We start from the raw sequence: 16776 nt of genomic DNA on the forward strand, positions 1-16776 counted from the left end.
AATATTTGCCATATTGGGGTGTGTCCTGTTCGTGCGCTATGTCATCTTTACGCGGTCAAAAGAACTTTGGTGTCGCTTATCGAACCAATTCGTATGTGTCATTTGTTAGCGGAGGCAATCATGTTTATAGACTGATTTTTTTACATTAATTTAATGCTAGATATATTAGAATACTTATATATTCTAGTCGCGCTATTAGAAGGTTGTAATGTCCGAAAGCTCAATCAAAGCATACCTGGCAGAGAACCCAAAGATGACCGGCGCGCTGTTCATGCTGATGCTCCTGCTCAGCTCGGTTGGTAACGCGGCAGCGGGTGTCGCGGGCTCGGTTGCTGGCCCCTGAAAACGAAAGTTACAGTTCGCTGTGCGTGATGTCGCTGGACCACCGAAGTTGACCGTCTATTCTAACCGGGAAATCCTCGAGCAAGAAGAGTTGCAAGAGCTCAGACCGGTGGACCTCGAACGGGTCGATTCGCCCAGAGCCGAGGAAGTACTGACCGTTCTCCTGAATGTATGGAACGACGAGACTTCCCATCCCACGGTCCGTCGTCGGGAAGGTCTTCATCGTGACCGTGTAGGTCTCATCGTCGACCCGCTCCAGGTCCCAGAGGAGTGGAATTCCACTCTCAGCCTGCGCAACTGCGAGACTCCCGTCACCCACGACAGCGTACTGGCCACCGACGATGCTCTCGCCTTTGGCGACTTCGAGTGCGGAGGCGAGCGGGAACCCGCCGTTGAGCAGGCGGGCGACCGTCCCACCGATCTTCACCGCGCCGCTGTTGATGACGTCAGAGAGCGTGACGATACCGCCGATGGCTCCCTTCTCGATGAGCGCCATTCCTTGTTCGTAGGACGAACAGGCGTTGAGGAAGAAGGCGTCTACGCCCACCTCGTCGAGGGTGGTCACGTCGAGTTTACCGTCTACGCACTCGAAGCCCTCGGAATCGATGTGGCCGATGTAGTGGAGGAACTCCGTCGGCGTCTGGAGGACGGCTGCGAGTTCCTCGGTCGTGAGGTTGTGCTTGATTTCGATGTCGAACAGTAACTCAGAGCGAGAGCCGTAGACGCGGTCGACGATGTCCCGCTCTTCGTCCATTTGCGGGTCGTTACAGACGACGGTGATGTCGATATCGCCGTCTGAGAGGTCCCGCGCGAGGCGGTTGTGGAACGCCTGCGTGGTGGTCTTGCTCGCACCGAGCGGTGCGCCTTCGCCAATCCAGGCCTGTTCGAGCGACCTGGCTGTCTGTGGCTTTACGTACGACGACGGCGCGGCAGAGGCCGCGGTCCCGCTGCGCATGAAGTTACCGTCGCGCAGGAACTCGTCTACGAGCGCCATTTGCGCCGCGTCCTGTTCGACGCGCTCTGCCTGAGGTGTGCGGACGATTGCGAGGTCGTCGACGAGGAACGGGAGCGTCTCGATGCTCGTCGCTGAGAGCGAGACGTGCGAGGTGAGTTTCCACTCGGGCAAGAACGGGTCGAGCGTCTCGAACGGGATCGAAAGGTACGCTTCGAGTTGGACGGCGAGTGGCTGGTCGTACAACGCCGCGAAGTCGATATCGACGACTGACTCCACTTCGTGGCGCTCGTGGAGGTTCAGTTTGTAGAACCCCTCCGTGCGCGTGATGCAGTCGAGGAAGAACACGTGCTGGAGGAGCGCCTCCACCGTGTTCTCGAAGTCGAAGAGCGTGTCTCCGAGTGGGTACTCGAAGCCGGTGTCCGTGAGGATGCGCGCCGCTACGTCGGGGACGAGTTCAGCACCGAGGTAGTACGCCAGCGGTGCGGCCACGAAGATGTAGCCGGGCTCGGGTGGAATTTCGATGGAGATGCCCGTGTCCGGACGGACGAGTCCCTCTGGAATGTGAAGTTCGTCGCCGAGTTCGACGAGTGGTGGGTGGCCGCGGAGCGTTGGGTACGAGCGTTCCGCGCTCGTCGTTTTGAGCGCAGAGCCGAACGCGGAGATGGCGGCCATCATGTCGAACGGGTCTTCGGTGGTGGTGATGGTCGCAGCGGGGTGCTTGTGGTGTGAGCGCGCGCCGACGAGCACCTCGGTCGGCTGGGCGAAGGAGATGTGGAGTTGTTGGGCGTCGCCGGTGATGGTGAGCGGACCGGTCGTGCGCAGGTAGATTTTCATCGGCGCGCACAGTTCGAGGCTGTAGTCGCCCGCGGGCAGGTCCTCGTTTGCGAAGTGTTCGGCTTCCGCGAGCATCTGGCCGGCTGCATCGCGGACGTATACCGGAATGACAGTCGGCAGGGTGACCTGTGTGGTCGTAATCGAGACGGCCTCGTCGACCGGGAACAGAAACTGCTCTGCGTCCGTCGCGCGCGGCGTGACTGGCGTATCCGTCAACAACGAATAGTGTCGCCGCTCGATGGTGTCTGAAATCTCCAGGCCCGTCCCGCCATCCGTTTTCCGATACGTTATGTACACGTGCGCTCACCTGTCCGATTGCCGGATAGTCCCACACTCCTGACAGTCGTTGTTACCATACTGTTGTATAAAGGTAAAAGTGTATCTACTAACATAGAAACCACGAGAAGCCTCGCTACCCCTCCTCCACAGCATCGAGCGTTAGCCAATCTGTTGTCACGTTTTCGTCCCGGAGATGCCACCGCTGTTGAAAGGTTCCGGCCCGATCGCGGAGTTCGATATGTGCGTCGAACAACTCGGTGTAGAGTTCCACCTCGGTCGGGTCGTCCGTCTGGAGGTAGGCGTGTCCGAGCGCCCGTGCGTGACGGACCCGCCAGCACAGGGCGTGGAGTGCGGCGAAGGTCGCTTTCCGGCCGTGGTACTCGACGAGGGGCGTGAGCGAGTCGATGCAGACGCGCAACTCTGCCGGTTCCGCACCCACTTCGAGGTCGGCGATTGCCTCGAAGGTGGCTGAGATGAGGTCTGCGAGGTCATCACTGTAGACGTACTGGTGGGTCCCGTCAGTAGTGTTCGCCGTCGCGGTTGCTCCTCGCAGGAACGTACAGTGTTCGATGATTCGTGTTTGTCCCGGGTCTGCTGCAACCGGCAGGCGAGCGTCGACGCTCTCTGCGGTGGCGTCGGTCAGGACGAACAATCGTCGCCGCGACAATCCCGGGTCCCCGAGCATCTGACGAGAGACAGCAGTAAAGGCAGCTCGAGGGACACTCCCAGTCACGAGAACCGTGCTTCCCGACTGTTTCAGTCGCGAGAGCGCCCGCCCGAACGCCAGTACGTCCGTCTCCGTTAGCGCACTGGGGTTCATGTATGATACGCACTTTCTGACACCATAATTGTTTCTAAAATTATGATTGTCCGACGAGTGGCTGACATTCCTGTGTCATGTTACCGTTGCACACTCTTTCAACGGGAAAGTATTTAGTGACATGTATAGTTACTCAGAAGTAGAGTAACACATGTCCATTCTCATCACTGGTGGCGACGGCTATCTTGGCTGGCCAACTGCACTCCGCATCGCAGACCGCACCGACGAACGCGTCATTCTCGTCGACAACTTCGCCCGGCGCGGCTGGGTCGAAGAGGTTGGCGCGACGAGCGCCGTGCCCATCATGGGTATCGACCAGCGCCTCGCTGCGGCAGAAGAATCGCTCGGCATCTCGAACCTCTCGTTCGTCGAGGGCGACCTCACGGAGAAGTCGTTCGTCGACCAGCTCCTGTCGGTCCACGAACCGCGCGTCGTCGTCCACACGGCGGCCCAGCCCTCCGCGCCGTATTCGCAAATCAACGGCGAGCGGGCGAACTATACCCAGCACAACAACATGCAGGCGACCCGGAACCTCGTCTGGGGCCTGAAAGAGAACGACCTCACGGACACCCACTTCATCGAGACGACGACGACGGGCGTCTACGGCGCACCGAAGTTCCCCATCCCCGAAGGGTTCGCGACGATGGAGAACGAAGGCGAGCGTGACGAGGTTCCATTCCCGGCGATGGCGGGCAGTTGGTACCACCTCACCAAGGCCCACGACGCGGCCAACCTGCGCCTCGCGAACAAGCAGTTCGGCATCCCCGTCTCTGACGTGCGCACGGCCATCGTTTACGGGACCGAAACCGACGAAACCCGCGAAGACGGCCGTCTCAAGACGCGCTTTGACTTCGATTACTACTTCGGCGTCGTCGCCCACCGCTTCGCCGCCCAGGCAGTTGCCGGCTACCCGCTCACGGTCTATGGCAAGGGCGAACAGCGAAAGCCGTTCATCAGCTTAGAGGACGCCGTCGAAGGTCTCGCACAGCTCGCGCTCACCGACGTCGACGAGCGCCCCGACGACCTTTCCGTCTACAACCAGGTCACGCGCGCAATCAGCATCGTCGAGATGGCAAACACCATCTCCGACGTCGCCCAGGACTTCGGCCACGACGCCGCAGTCGAGCACTTCGAGAACCCGCGCGACGAAGACGAGACCCACCAGATGGAGATTCAGAACGCGAACTACATGGCCCTCATCGGCGAGCAGGCCCAGGACTTCGAGAGCGGCACGCGCGACATCTTCACTTCGCTCACCCGCTACGAGGACACGGTCAAAGCCTACCAAGACCGCTTCCTCCCGAGCGTCTTAGAGGACTGAGCCATGAACGTGCTCGTCACGGGCGGTTGTGGCTACATCGGCAGCGCCCTCATCCCGCTGTTACAGCAACACGACGACATCGAGGAAATCGTCATCCTCGACAACTACTCGCTCGGGTCGCCTCGCAACCTCATGGGCGCACGGCTAGACGAGTCCATCGACTTCCGGCGTGGCGACGTCCGCGAATACGGCGACGTCGAGAGCGCCATGCGCGACGTGGAGACGGTGATTCACCTCGCCGCCATCACGGGCGCAGACAGCACCCACGACCGCCGCGCGGAGACCTTCGACGTGAACTTAGAGGGGACGAAGAACGTCCTCACTGCGGCGCGCAAACTCGCCGTCGAGAACGTCGTGTTCGCCTCCTCGTGTAACAACTACGGACGGGCGACGAGCATGGACTTAGACGAGGAGACGAAGACCGACCCGCTCAATCCCTACGCCGAGTCCAAACAGGCCGCAGAGGAACTGCTGAAGCGAACCATCGAGCAGTCAGACCTTCAGGGCACGGCCCTCCGGATGAGCACGAACTACGGCTACGCGCCCGGCGTCCGATTCAACCTCGTCGTGAATCACTTCGTCTTCCGCGCGCTCACGCGCCGACCGCTCACCGTCTACGGCGACGGCAGCAACTGGCGGCCGTTCATTCACGTCAAAGACGCCGCCCGCGCCTACCTCCACGCCGCGCTCAACCCCGACGACTGGGACCAGTTCGTCTACAACGTCGGGTCGAACGACCAGAACTTCCGCATCGCGGAGGTTGCAGAGGTCGTGAGCGAGGAGGTCGGCGAAGTGGACATCACCTATCTCGAGGACAAACACCCCGGCCCGTCGTACCACGTCAACTTCGACCGGCTCGCGGGCACGGGATTCGAGACCGAGTGGACGCTCCGCGAGGGCGTCCGCGAACTCGCAGACAAATTCAGACAATCATGAGTACGGAATCGCCGCGCGTCGCCATCACCGGTGCCGCGGGCTATATCGGCAGTCGCGTCGTCTCCAAACTACAGGAAGAACACCCAGACTGGGACATCGTCGCACTCGACAACTTCTACCTCGGGCAGGTTCGGGAAGTTGGCGACGTGCGCGTCTCCCACCTCGACATCAGGCATCGCGACCGGCTCGAGGAGAAACTCGAGGGCGCAGACGTGGTCATCCACCTCGCCGCGGTTTCGGGGGTCAAAGACTGCGACCAGAATTCGGATTTAGCCTTCGAAGTAAACGTCCACGGCACGAACAACGTCGCGTGGTTCTGCAAGAAAACGGGCGCGGCGCTCGTCTTCCCGTTCAGCATGGCCGTCCTCGGCGACCCGCAGGCGTTCCCCATCACGGTCGACCAGCCACGCGCCCCGCTCAACTGGTACGGGCGGACGAAACTCCTCGGCGAACGCGCTATCGAGACGCTCGCTGAGGGGGCGTTCCCCGCCCATCTGTTCATGATCTCGAACGTCTACGGCGAACACGACATCGCGGGGACGACCATCTCGAAGAACACGGTCATCAACTTCTTCGTCAATCGCGCGCTCGCCGGCGAGGACCTGACGGTGTACAAGCCGGGGACGCAGGCGCGAAACTACGTCCACGTAAAGGACGTGGCGAACGCCTACCTCCGCAGCGCAGAGCGGCTGGTCGAACTGCGCGAGCGCGGCGAGACGGGCACAGAGAAGTTCGAAATCGCGAGCGACGAGGACCCGAGCGTCCTCGACGTCGCCGAACTGGTCCAAGCGGAGGCCGCCGAGCTGCTCGGGACAGACCTCGACATCAAACTGCTCGACAATCCACGCAGCGAGACGCTCGTCGAATCGTTCACCGTGGATACCACCCAGGCCCACGACGTGCTCGGCTGGGAAGTCCAGCACTCGACCGAAGAGAGCGTGCGCGACTTGTTGTCGGAAGCCGCACACTGACCAGACACTACAGTCGGATTCTCTCCGACACATCAATCTCCGTGTGTGTCTAGTATTTTATCAACTAGTGTTGTAGGTGTCGCTATGACGTTCCACCAGTTCACTCGGAGACAGTTTCTGAGCACCGGAGCAGCGTCACTGTTTGCCGGGTGTGTGGGTGGTGCTGAGCTGACTGCCGAGAAGACTGAAACCGAGACGCCACTGACAATCGCCGTTGGCGACCTCGTCGAAACGCCCTCGTTCAGTTTCGTAGTGAGAGCCGTAACGAAGACGAAGGCACTCACCGACTCCACTCGGGCAGACCGTGGCAACACGTTCGTCGTCATTCGGCTTGCCGCAAAGAACACGGACGACGAGGTCGTCCACTGGCTCCCGAGTAAAGAGCCATACATCGCCGACAGTAACGGCAACGAGTACTATCTGACCGACTCGACGACGACGAACGCCCTCCCGAAAAATCACGATCTTCTCCCGGGTGAGGTTTCTCGGGGCGACGTCGTGTACGAGGTTCCAATGGACGCGGCGGGCCTCACCTACTCTCTCGATTTCACCAACCGTTCGGAGGTAGCGCTTTCAAATGTTACAATCGACCTCGAATCAACGGTAGCATCCGTCACTGATCTCGAACAGTCCCTGGAGACGGTTCATCCCCTGGGCGAACCGGTGTCCAACAATGACGTGCGCGTGACTGTCACAGAGGTTCGTACTGCAACCGAACTCGGTGACGGTATCACGGCAACCGAGGGCCACGAGTTCGTGCTTCCAACCCTCGAAATCACGAACGACCGAACTGACTCGATTCCCATCTCGTCGTTCTGGAACATGCGACTGAAACGTGAGACGGGATTGGTGTACACCGCAGACCTCTGGGCGTGGGAGTCGCTCAGCAATGGATTCGAAGTGGGGAGTCTCGACGTAGGCGAGACCGAACGGGGTGAACTCGCCTTTCACATCTCAATCGACAGCAAAGCGCGTTATTTCATGTTTGACTGGTACAACCTCGATGCCGACTACGCCAAAGCGTTCTGGGCACTCTGACGCGGCTCCTCGTTACGATTCATCGGCGTGCTTGCTTCCCGAGGCAACCGTCTCCACGCCTGGACTGTAGAGATACACCGGGTCGCTCGTCGGGGAGGCAAACCCGTTCGCTCGAAACAGACTGTTCGCACTCCATTCGACGGCCGCTTCCGTGAGCGGCCAGCGTTCGTGACTCACCGCCGCATACCGGAGCGTTCCGTCGATGGCTTCCGTGTAGTAGCGATAGCGTTCGGTCAGGAATGCTTCAAGTGAACCCGGAACAGCGTGGAACTGCTCGCCTCTCGGGCCGTATGTCGCGTGGAAACGTACCGGACGCGCACCCGGATGGACGCGCCGACTCGAAAACTCGACGCGGTCGTTTTTCGCTGAGAGGGAAATCCGGGCGTAATAGTAGGGGAGGTGATGAAACAGGCGCGCCCCGACAACGCCGAGGACGCCCTGTGCGTCGAGGCTGAAAAAGTAGACGCCCGGTTCCCCGTCGTGGGTGACGTAGGTGCGCAAATTGAGCTCTGGGAGTCGAAATCCTGCGAAGTGCGGCGTGCCCGCCGGGCGCACCGCGACGTTCGTAAACGGAACCGCAGAGAGCCACGCCTGTCCGTCGAACGTGTCCACTGAGAGCGAGTCAGGGAGATGGGCCGCGACGAGTTCAGGCCCTACCGGCCAGTTTACGAACAGCACGTGTCGCCACCCCATCGAGACAGGAAGCTGGAGGCGAGAGCGCAGGGCCGTCATCTGTCGAATGATACAGCGGCCGAGGGGATAGCCCTTGGCGCGCGCTCGTGGCACGGGAAGGTGCCGTCACAATGTGGGGACGGTTGGTTGTTTCACAACGATTTAATCGCTGGTTCACAATGCTCCCGTATGACCAGGAGTGGCCATGGTGCTCGCTGACGAATTTATCCGCCTTTTTGGGTCGAATCCCGTCGTCCACGGCCTCGTCGGCGGCCTCGTCATCGCCACGCTCAATCTCTTTGGCGCGTCGCTCGTGCTCGTCTGGCGCAACCCCTCAGAGCGCGCGCTCGACGCCGCACTCGGGTTCGCCGCGGGCGTGATGCTCGCGGCGAGTTTCACGAGCCTTATTCTCCCCGGTATCGAGCAGTACTCGGGAGGCAATCCCATCCCTGTGCTCGTCGGCCTCGCGCTCGGCGCGCTGTTTTTAGATCGCGCAGACGTGCTCGTCCCGCACGCCCACTACCTGCTTTCGGGCCGGTCGCGCCCGGACGCGGCCCACCCTTCGGACAAACTCCCCGTCACGGACGAGCGACTGACGGGCGTCGTGTTGTTCATCCTCGCGATTACGCTCCACAACATGCCAGAAGGCCTCGCCGTCGGCGTCGGCTTCGGGAGCGGGAACGTGGACACGGCCATTCCACTGATGCTCGCCATCGGCATTCAGAACATCCCCGAGGGCCTCGCCGTCTCCGTCGCGGCCATCAACGCAGGCCTCGACCGGCGATTCTACGCGGCGTTCGCGGGGGTTCGCTCTGGAGTGGTCGAGATTCCACTCGCCGTCATCGGGGCGTACGCCGTCCAGACCGTCGCCGAGTTGCTCCCCTACGCGATGGGCTTCGCCGCGGGCGCGATGCTGTTCGTCATCAGCGACGAAATTATCCCCGAGACGCACACGGGCGGAAACGAGCGCATCGCGACGCTTGGCGTAATCGTCGGCGTCATCGTGATGCTCTACCTCGACATCTCGCTTGCGTAATCGTTCTGTGCGACGCGGTCAGTCTGCGTGCCTGACGATGTGCACGTCGTAGCGGGGGTCTGCGGAGACTGGCGCGCCGACGCTCGAAAGCGGCTGTGACACCCGGCCTGCGTTCTCGCTGCCGATGAAGATGATGTCCGCGTCGACTTCTGTGGCCACCTTTCTGACGGTGCGGACGATGTTCATCGTCACCGACGAGTAGGGTTCGTCATCGGGGTCACTCGCGTGTTCGACCCGGAACTTCGCCTCTGGCGCGATGGCTTCGACCCGCTCACGGAGCGTCTCTGCGAACTGTGCTTTATCGAAGCCGTCACCGTTCGCCCACCCGCGTTCCTGGGCGTACGCCTCGTCATCGGGGAGGACGACCAGCGCGACGAGGTCGCGGTCGAGTACCCGGGCGAACTGGGCGCCACGGCGCAACGCAGTCTCTGCGAGCGCAGACCCGTCGAAGGGAACCAGTAGTACCATGTGTTAATCGATGGACGGGTCTGTAATGATTCTTGTTGTGGATTGTTCGCAGATGGTGGGAGTCGATGCCGGGTGATTCTTCAGTCAAGCGTGATGTTCCCTACCTAAAAACGATTCAGCCAGCGTTCAATCCTGGCTTTATCGCGCTGAAATCACCATCAGGCGGCAGTGTCAGACGCCGCTGTGCGCAGGGAGCGCAGACCCTCCTGAAACGGTCGGTAACGAACGTCGAAGGTTATTATAGCCGCCGAGAGAGGGCCTGTTGCGGAGACTCAGGACAATGAATGTATCCAAAGCCGCACTGTTCGGCATGTTGGTCGTTGCGAGCGTCCTCGTCGCGGGGACGACGGGCGTCGCCGCCCAGTCGAACAGCCCTGAAGACAGCACCACAGACGCTTCGGTCGTCGAACTCGGCAGCCACGACATCGTAATTCAAGATCTCACCGTCACGATTCGCGATACCCACGTCCGCGGCACGGGCCTGCCGAGTGAGTCCGTAGACGACGCAACCTACACGATTCAGGAGTCACACGTCTCGACCGACGGCTTCCTCGTGACCGTCGACGGAACGACCTACCGCATCTGCGCGATCGACGTCACCATCGACGACGTCGGCGTCGAACTGCAGAACGTCTCGGTCGGCGAGGCATAAGCTGTCGTTCTCGAAGGTCGTTTTTTGGTGGGCAACGGCGCTGACTACCCGGCCCACCCACCCGTGATGTCCTCGTTGATGCAGTCGCGCCACGTCTCGAAGGCGGACTCGCAGTCCGGCGTTTCGTCGATGTGGGTGATGAATCCCTCGCCGGGCGAGGCGAGTTGCGCTCTACAGAACGGGCATACATATGGGTCGGTCCACGTTTCACTGGCTGCCATGACTGGTCGTGCTCGAAGTGAGTGTATAAGGTTTTCCGGTAAATAATTAATTTGTACTAGTGGTATAAAATGTGCCTAAAATATCGGTCGTAGGTTGATGTTGAATCTCCACACTCGGGTGAAATCCCCGGAAGAGACGTGGTTGTGGAGATTCGAATCTGAGTGTGGAGAGTGGGGACTGCGTAGCATTTTGAGAGTAGTTTATTTCTGAAACTGGCGTATTTCGGTGTTTGCGGTGGGTTACACCCACAAATCTGAGTGTGGAAATCCACCTGAAACACGGCCTTTCAGACCGAAATCGGGGTGTTTTTCCGCTATAGAAACTCCACAATCGGTTTGCGTCTGGCGGTTTTCGATTTGCGGTGTTTTCTGGCACTGATGGCCACCTGTTCTCACTGAACCCCTGATTCGCGCAATCCTGCTTATCAGGGGATAGACGGCACAGAGCGCACTATCTGTGATTCCAATTCGCTTCGCGAAACTCACACCTGTCCCCTCCACACTCAGATTCACAAACACAATAGACGCGTTCTTCCGGGGAAGCAACCCGATTGTGGAGATTCAGTCTCTGATTCTAGAGAGGTGTGGTTAGTGTTGGTGGGGCGTTGGGTGTTTCACGCCGCGTCAAGGGTGGGAGTCAAAATTCGAAATCGTTCGATAGAGCTGCTCAAACCCGAGATGGGCCTGGATTCAGGAGTCAGGTTCTTTCTCCACGTTGGCGCGGAGCTATGTGGTCGTGTCCATCGTAATGAGGTCGACAGAGTGGATTCTAAATCGGTCTCGTAGAGAATATTCCACACACGTCTTCTGTATGCGGGTTTTGCCGACAGGAGGGTTGTTCAATACGCCCAGGACGGTGTCCCTCGGATTGGACCAGCACGACTCAGATTGCTTCTGCGGGGGCACAGGCAGCCATTTTGCATCGATCTTCAGGAATGACGGTTCGGTAATCGTGGTCGATGCGGTCTGTTTCGCCCACAATCAGAATATCGCCCGCGGCGTCGATGTCGACGCAGTCGGGTCACCGTCTGTCATACACAACGAGAAGGTCTGCGGTGTCTCGCTCGATTCGTGAGGCGAGTAGGTCGAGTTCTGCGCCCCCGTTTACGACCGAGGGTATTCTATCATCACCGCTTCTCCTCTCGTGAGAATAATTCTATTGATTATCTAAATCGTGATTTTACTATTTGGGCGTTTATTGGCCCCAAAGGGATGTGGGGCCACCCACCGATTCCACTGAATCCCAATGTCGACACATCTCCTCGACCGACTATAGTACACGAATCGGTCACTGAAACGCGCCCAGTACGAAGCCTTCGAATTCTCGCTCACTGAATGCGATGTCCTCGTTCGTAATGGGGCGACCTCTCTTCGGGTGACCCCGACTTCGAAGGCCTCGAAGCAGTCGAGACGGGTGTCCGCTACCTCGTTTCGACTTGTTGTGCCCCACACTCCGGGCACTGGTCGTGATCGGTGTGGAATCGCGCGCCACACGCCCGACATTCGTAGTCTGCGTCCTCCTCGGCTGCCTGCGTGGCGGTTTGCTTGAACTCCTCTACCGTCCGTCCGACCCGTTTGAAGAAACCCATGTGTTCTCCTCATAGAGGGAAACGGGAAGGATAAGAGTTTATCCGCGAGAGTATGACTTATCTTTAAACAGTGAGAGAATCCCGCCGTTTACGGCGGGGAGGATGTCACGTAGCCCCTGTATCAGTGGAACGCGACCCGCCTCATCACGACTTGGCAGACCACGTCAGTTCGTCGAGCACTCACTCGCTCCGACATCGAAGAACCTCCTCAAGGCGTTCCAGACTCTCCCACAGCACTCGCACAGGCTGGATGCTCCCGAACGATATTCCCTCGTACGTGTACTCCTCACTTGGCGACTCCCGCTCCTGGTAGTGTGCCCAGCTATCGACATGTGGATTCGGCTCATGGTGCCATCCGCAGTCAAACCCAGATTCGTCGCTATAATGTATCGCAAATTCCGGTCGAGCTTCACGAGTTTCGCCCGCAAACCACCGAATCGTTACTGTCCCCGTGCTCGTTGATCCACCAAACACTGTCGGGGTACAGTCAGCTCGCACCCGAGTAAACAGCCCGGGTGGGTACCCTTGTGCCTCATTTACGCCAGGATGTCGCTCCGCGGTTCGCCGTAACTCAAGTAACACCGCATGCGACGCTTCGCCAGCATTATACCCGCTATCAGAGTCGAACACAACTACGCAGGTGCAGGTGCTGGCCCGGAGTATTCCGAGTAGTGTTCGATAGCATCCTCAACCAGACTGAGACGGTAGCAAACAAGCTCCCAATCACTCGCAACTTCCCGATACGCTCGAGTTTCCGCAGCCGAGCCCGTCTGTGCGGCCTGCTCCCATAGCTCACTCGACGACGAGACACCATACTGCTCACGCCACGTCTCTACTTGTTCCTGCAGATCAGCACGTAATGCAACCAGGTCATCGCGGTCACGCCCATCAAGCAAGTCCCTGAGCACTCGCATTCGCGTGTAGAGTGGATCAGGCCGATACACCGTTGCCTGCCCCCTCGAAATGGATTGGAGGGCGTTCATCTCGACGAGCCGTGCGAGGTGACCGCGAGCAGTATTCCCGGCGACGAGCGCTTGGTCTGCTATCCAGTCCGCAGTGCGAGGTTGGTCGAGTGTAACGGCTACCGAGCGGACACGGTCGAACGCGCTGGTATGCTTTTTCCACGCGGTTGCTCCGGGCGCGTCGCCAGTCATACGCATTACTTGCTGGCAAGCTGTAATAATCCTATCGGAGATTCAATTATTTGCACACCCTTGTGCTGAGGTGGAGGTTCTGACAATACCGGTGCGCTCCGTTACCTGGACTGCGTCCGCTCTCGATTGGATCGAATCCACTGACGGCTGGTAGGCTGACTACGCTGTTCTTGAAAACGAATCTTCGTCGAGAAGGCGCTTGCTGGAGCGGCTGTGACAGTGCACACGCCGGGGACGCAGGCTCGAAATTTTGTACACGTGACAGACTGGCGCGAGCGTCTATTCTGCGTGCGGAGTGACTCCTAGAGATACTCAAAGCCAACGAGACGGGAGTCTCAACGGTCGAGCTCATTGGGACCGAACCCTCCTCAGTTGCTGAGATTGCAAACCTCGTTCAACAGCACGCTGAGGCCCTCTTAGGCAAAAACTGTCTCGTCGCTTGCTCGAAACCCCCGAACCAAGACGCTCGTTGCGCGCTTCGACGTCGATACAGCCCGGACTGCCGAGGTACGTAGCTGGGAACAGCCACCACTCAGTCGAAGAGGCAATCAGAGACGGGCTCCGCCGAACTGACAGGCACGAATTGCCGACGTCGCAGTAACTCGAATTTTGCCGTCAGTCTATTTTTCAAAAAACGGTGTGTCAGTCAGAGTGACACGGCATCGCAATGCCAGCCAGGGTCGTGGCCGGTGTCGGCGATGAGCTCTGCTCGACACGCCGGACAGTAGTCGGGGACGGTCGCTTCGGCTCGGGGAACGTACACTCCACCGCCGCACGCTACGCACGCATCAGCCACGATGACCACACAGTCCGCACAGATGTTGAAATCGTCTACGGTGAGGTCACGGAGGGGTTCGAGTTGTTTGTCCAAGTAGTACTCGTCGATGACCGACTGACAACTGTGGCACGGTTTCATAGCGGTACATGCTGGCGGATGTGACCATGGCACAAATAGTTATTCCCCATGATTGGACGTCCCTCACCATCTATTGGTTGCCAGAATCGTGCAAAAGCAAGTATTGACATCTTCAATGAGTGCCCTTGCCTCTTGCAACTCAGTACCTCGCGGAAAATCCCATCCGATCGTGGCAGCGTCGGATTGCAATAGAAACTCACTAAGAACCTCGGGCGATTGGCTTCGCGATACGTTCTTTCGTCAGTAAACTCGTCCCGAAGCAGGACCAATTAAATCTGGCTCTTAGCACCGGTAGTGCTTCTGACACTCACAATTTGGTTATTTCATCTACTTTTCACCTTCTCGCGTAACCACGAAACAGAATACACCTGCGCCAACCTATGTGTCTCTAACCGGAACTGATTCGACGATTTAGATTCCACATGCGTCTCTTGTATGCAGGTTTTGCCGTCAGGAGGGGTTGTTCAAGACGTCGAGGACGGTGTGGCCTCCGGCTTGGGCCATCACGACCCAAATTGCCTCTGCAGGGTCACAGGCGGCCATTTTGGTTCACTTCAATCTTCTAAACGAGTGAAGAACCTTGTATGGGGTGTCTCGTTAGATATGTCCGTAGCTGACCATGTCTGTGTTGAGAAACCTGGATTCGAGAACTTCTTCAAAGGTGGCTTCTATCAGCACAAACTTCCTGAAGAAGTGAGGAAACTCTCTAACTTCCTACGAGGATTTATTTAATAATTATTATAAAGGGGGTTCGAATTCTCTCATCGTAACTCCAACCCTTAATGCGTCTCATCAGTAAGTGAGAAGCAGAACCAATGGCTGCTCTCTCCGTGTTGCTCCCTGTCGCCGCTGACACTGCCTCTTCAGATTTCTCACGAGCCTTCAAGAGCATTCAGGAGCAAACTATCGAGCCTGCGGAGATATTACTCGTCACCAACCAGTCGCTTCCTCGTCCCCTCGAGGCGAGCATTAAGGAAGTGGTCGATGCCAACAATCCAGTCCGTCACGAACATTTTCCCAATGCTCCTGGGCTTGGAGGGGTACTCCAAGCTGGCCTCAAGGTGTGTTCAGAACCGATCGTTGCTAGGATGGATGCGGACGATATTTGTCAGCCGACGCGCTTCGAAGTCCAACTGGAGGTACTTTCGACCACCGACGTGGACGTCGTCGGGTCACACCTAGCGGAGTTCGAAACTGACCCTAACCACCCAATGCGAACTCGAACGGTTCCGCTTACCCATGAGGGGGTCGCGGAGTGGATGCCCTGGCGGTGTCCGCTCAACCATCCCACCGTGATGTTCGACCGGGAGGCCGTCTTGGGGGCGGGTGGATATCGTGACTTTCCGATGATGGAAGACTGGGACATCTGGGCACGGTGTCTCGCGGCGGGGCTTCACTTCTGGAATCTCGATCAGGCACTCGTGCGCGCACAGGTGAGTGACCTCAGCGGCCGTCGCGGCGGACTTGACTATGCGCTCTCGGAGGTGCGGATGGCTCGCCAGCTTCGCGAATTAGGCATCGCCAAGCGTCGAGACACGCTCAAGCACCTGTCCCTCAGAGTCCCTCCTCGGCTCTTCCCCGCGAGCGTGCGCGGAGCGATTTACGCTCGATTCGCTCGCTAGTCAGGACGCGGCTTCCTGTTATTCAACCCGAAAGTAGTAAACGAAGGTTGGCCAATCAATTTGTATGTTGAGCCACCTCGATGACGTCATCACGAAACATCGATCGCTCCTTCAGCGGATGCCGTTCACCCAGGTGGTTGACAAGGCGCGCTATCGGGTACTGGTCGATGAGACAACCGTCATCGATACGGTTCACGGCTATCAGATGTACGTCGATCCCGAGGACACGAGTGTGTCACGCCGCCTATGGAGAGATGGTGACTTCCAGCCTACCCTGACCGAGTATTTCAAGTCGGTCATCGAACCCGGGATGACCGTTGTTGACGTCGGGGCACATATCGGTTACTTCTCGCTTCTGTTCGGTAAACTGGTCGGAACCGGGGGGTGGGTTCGGTCGTTCGAACCGATGCCGCGTAATTTCAGCCTACTTTCTCGCAACATCACGCTGAACGAGTACGACCACATCACTGCAGATCGGCTCGCCATTGCCACAGACATCGGTGAGCAACACCTAGCAGTGAAACGTGGCAACACGGGTGGCCACTCCATCGTTGAGCAGAAACAACAGGACTCAGATACGGTGAGTCAGATTACAGTTGAGACGAAACCACTTGACAGCGTGGTTGATGCCGTGGACGTACTCAAGGTGGATGTCGAAGGAGCCGAAGACCAAGTGCTTCGAGGGGGGATCGCCGTCATCGAAGCTCATCGACCGCTCATAGTCATTGAGTGGAATCCGGACGACTGGCACGTAGATGCCAAGACGACACTTGCTCCACTGTTCGACCTGGGATATGGGATGTACGACCCGGCGACGAACCGCGAACTCACAATACGAGATGCTAACACGAAGGCAGTGAGTGACGTCGTCTTGAACTGTAAGTAGTCACACTCAAACCACGCGGACTCCACTCGACCCGCTTCCTCGCGAATCAATCTGAATTCCAGCC

At 58.6% G+C, this 16776-nt stretch carries 17 protein-coding genes; 9 read left to right on the top strand and 8 right to left on the bottom strand.

Annotated elements, in window-relative coordinates:
• Nucleotides 1-208 precede the first annotated feature (208 nt).
• Nucleotides 209-343: a hypothetical protein gene (locus P1M51_RS01140; protein ID WP_276246350.1), complete on the top strand. Its 135-nt coding sequence runs from the start codon at nt 209-211 to the stop codon at nt 341-343.
• A gap of 9 nt (nt 344-352) precedes the next feature.
• On the opposite strand, the gene P1M51_RS01145 is transcribed toward P1M51_RS01140, so the two are convergent.
• Together P1M51_RS01145 and P1M51_RS01150 are read right to left on the bottom strand one after the other, a co-directional pair.
• Nucleotides 353-2428, bottom strand: a complete 2076-nt coding sequence (locus P1M51_RS01145) for a hypothetical protein (protein WP_276274769.1) — start codon at nt 2426-2428, stop codon at nt 353-355.
• Between the two features lie 115 nt (nt 2429-2543).
• Nucleotides 2544-3230 (bottom strand): hypothetical protein, encoded by a 687-nt coding sequence (locus tag P1M51_RS01150; protein ID WP_276246352.1) that lies wholly within the window; start codon nt 3228-3230, stop codon nt 2544-2546.
• 151 nt (nt 3231-3381) lie between these two features.
• Between P1M51_RS01150 and P1M51_RS01155 the strand changes: the two genes are divergently transcribed.
• From P1M51_RS01155 to P1M51_RS01170, 4 genes are all read left to right on the top strand, one after another.
• Nucleotides 3382-4551 carry an NAD-dependent epimerase/dehydratase family protein gene (locus P1M51_RS01155; RefSeq protein ID WP_276246353.1) on the top strand — a complete coding sequence of 390 codons (1170 nt, stop codon included), beginning with the start codon at nt 3382-3384 and terminating at the stop codon, nt 4549-4551.
• 3 nt (nt 4552-4554) lie between these two features.
• Nucleotides 4555-5487, top strand: coding sequence for an NAD(P)-dependent oxidoreductase (locus P1M51_RS01160; RefSeq protein ID WP_276246354.1), 933 nt, complete (start codon nt 4555-4557; stop codon nt 5485-5487).
• The gene (locus P1M51_RS01165) at nt 5484-6458 is read left to right on the top strand and encodes an NAD(P)-dependent oxidoreductase (protein WP_276274770.1); all 975 of its coding nucleotides are present in this window, start codon (nt 5484-5486) and stop codon (nt 6456-6458) included. The genes P1M51_RS01160 and P1M51_RS01165 overlap by 4 nt, the downstream gene beginning before the upstream one ends.
• Before the next feature lie 84 nt (nt 6459-6542).
• A complete protein-coding gene (locus tag P1M51_RS01170) occupies nt 6543-7496 on the top strand; it encodes a DUF4352 domain-containing protein (RefSeq protein ID WP_276274771.1) in 954 nt (317 codons plus the stop codon).
• 12 nt (nt 7497-7508) lie between these two features.
• On the opposite strand, the gene P1M51_RS01175 is transcribed toward P1M51_RS01170, so the two are convergent.
• Nucleotides 7509-8189 (bottom strand): YqjF family protein, encoded by a 681-nt coding sequence (locus P1M51_RS01175; protein WP_276248454.1) that lies wholly within the window; start codon nt 8187-8189, stop codon nt 7509-7511.
• A 184-nt stretch (nt 8190-8373) separates the two neighbouring features.
• Between P1M51_RS01175 and P1M51_RS01180 the strand changes: the two genes are divergently transcribed.
• A complete protein-coding gene (locus P1M51_RS01180; RefSeq protein WP_276274772.1) occupies nt 8374-9204 on the top strand; it encodes a ZIP family metal transporter in 831 nt (276 codons plus the stop codon).
• 18 nt (nt 9205-9222) lie between these two features.
• Here P1M51_RS01180 and P1M51_RS01185 read toward each other — a convergent pair whose 3' ends face one another.
• Nucleotides 9223-9672, bottom strand: coding sequence for a universal stress protein (locus P1M51_RS01185; protein ID WP_276274773.1), 450 nt, complete (start codon nt 9670-9672; stop codon nt 9223-9225).
• A 280-nt stretch (nt 9673-9952) separates the two neighbouring features.
• On the opposite strand from P1M51_RS01185, the gene P1M51_RS01190 reads away from it, so the two are divergent.
• Nucleotides 9953-10324 carry a hypothetical protein gene (locus tag P1M51_RS01190; protein WP_276246359.1) on the top strand — a complete coding sequence of 124 codons (372 nt, stop codon included), beginning with the start codon at nt 9953-9955 and terminating at the stop codon, nt 10322-10324.
• 44 nt (nt 10325-10368) lie between these two features.
• Here the strand turns inward: P1M51_RS01190 and P1M51_RS01195 are convergent, their stop codons facing one another.
• The 4 genes from P1M51_RS01195 to P1M51_RS01210 form a co-directional block, all read right to left on the bottom strand.
• Nucleotides 10369-10545 (bottom strand): hypothetical protein, encoded by a 177-nt coding sequence (locus tag P1M51_RS01195; protein WP_276274774.1) that lies wholly within the window; start codon nt 10543-10545, stop codon nt 10369-10371.
• Nucleotides 10546-11966: 1421 nt separating this feature from the next.
• The gene (locus P1M51_RS01200) at nt 11967-12134 is read right to left on the bottom strand and encodes a hypothetical protein (RefSeq protein WP_276274775.1); all 168 of its coding nucleotides are present in this window, start codon (nt 12132-12134) and stop codon (nt 11967-11969) included.
• Between the two features lie 632 nt (nt 12135-12766).
• Nucleotides 12767-13288, bottom strand: coding sequence for an ArsR family transcriptional regulator (locus tag P1M51_RS01205; RefSeq protein ID WP_276246362.1), 522 nt, complete (start codon nt 13286-13288; stop codon nt 12767-12769).
• Between the two features lie 646 nt (nt 13289-13934).
• Entirely contained in the window at nt 13935-14204 is a 270-nt protein-coding gene (locus P1M51_RS01210) for a hypothetical protein (protein ID WP_276274776.1), read from the bottom strand.
• Between the two features lie 815 nt (nt 14205-15019).
• Here P1M51_RS01210 and P1M51_RS01215 point away from each other — a divergent pair.
• Both P1M51_RS01215 and P1M51_RS01220 read left to right on the top strand, forming a co-directional pair.
• Nucleotides 15020-15826 carry a glycosyltransferase gene (locus P1M51_RS01215; RefSeq protein ID WP_276246364.1) on the top strand — a complete coding sequence of 269 codons (807 nt, stop codon included), beginning with the start codon at nt 15020-15022 and terminating at the stop codon, nt 15824-15826.
• A 64-nt stretch (nt 15827-15890) separates the two neighbouring features.
• On the top strand, nt 15891-16712 hold the full coding sequence (locus P1M51_RS01220) for an FkbM family methyltransferase (protein WP_276246365.1): 822 nt from the start codon (nt 15891-15893) through the stop codon (nt 16710-16712).
• Nucleotides 16713-16776 lie beyond the last annotated feature (64 nt).

Source organism: Haladaptatus sp. QDMS2 (genome assembly GCF_029338295.1).
GTDB lineage: Archaea > Halobacteriota > Halobacteria > Halobacteriales > Halococcaceae > QDMS2.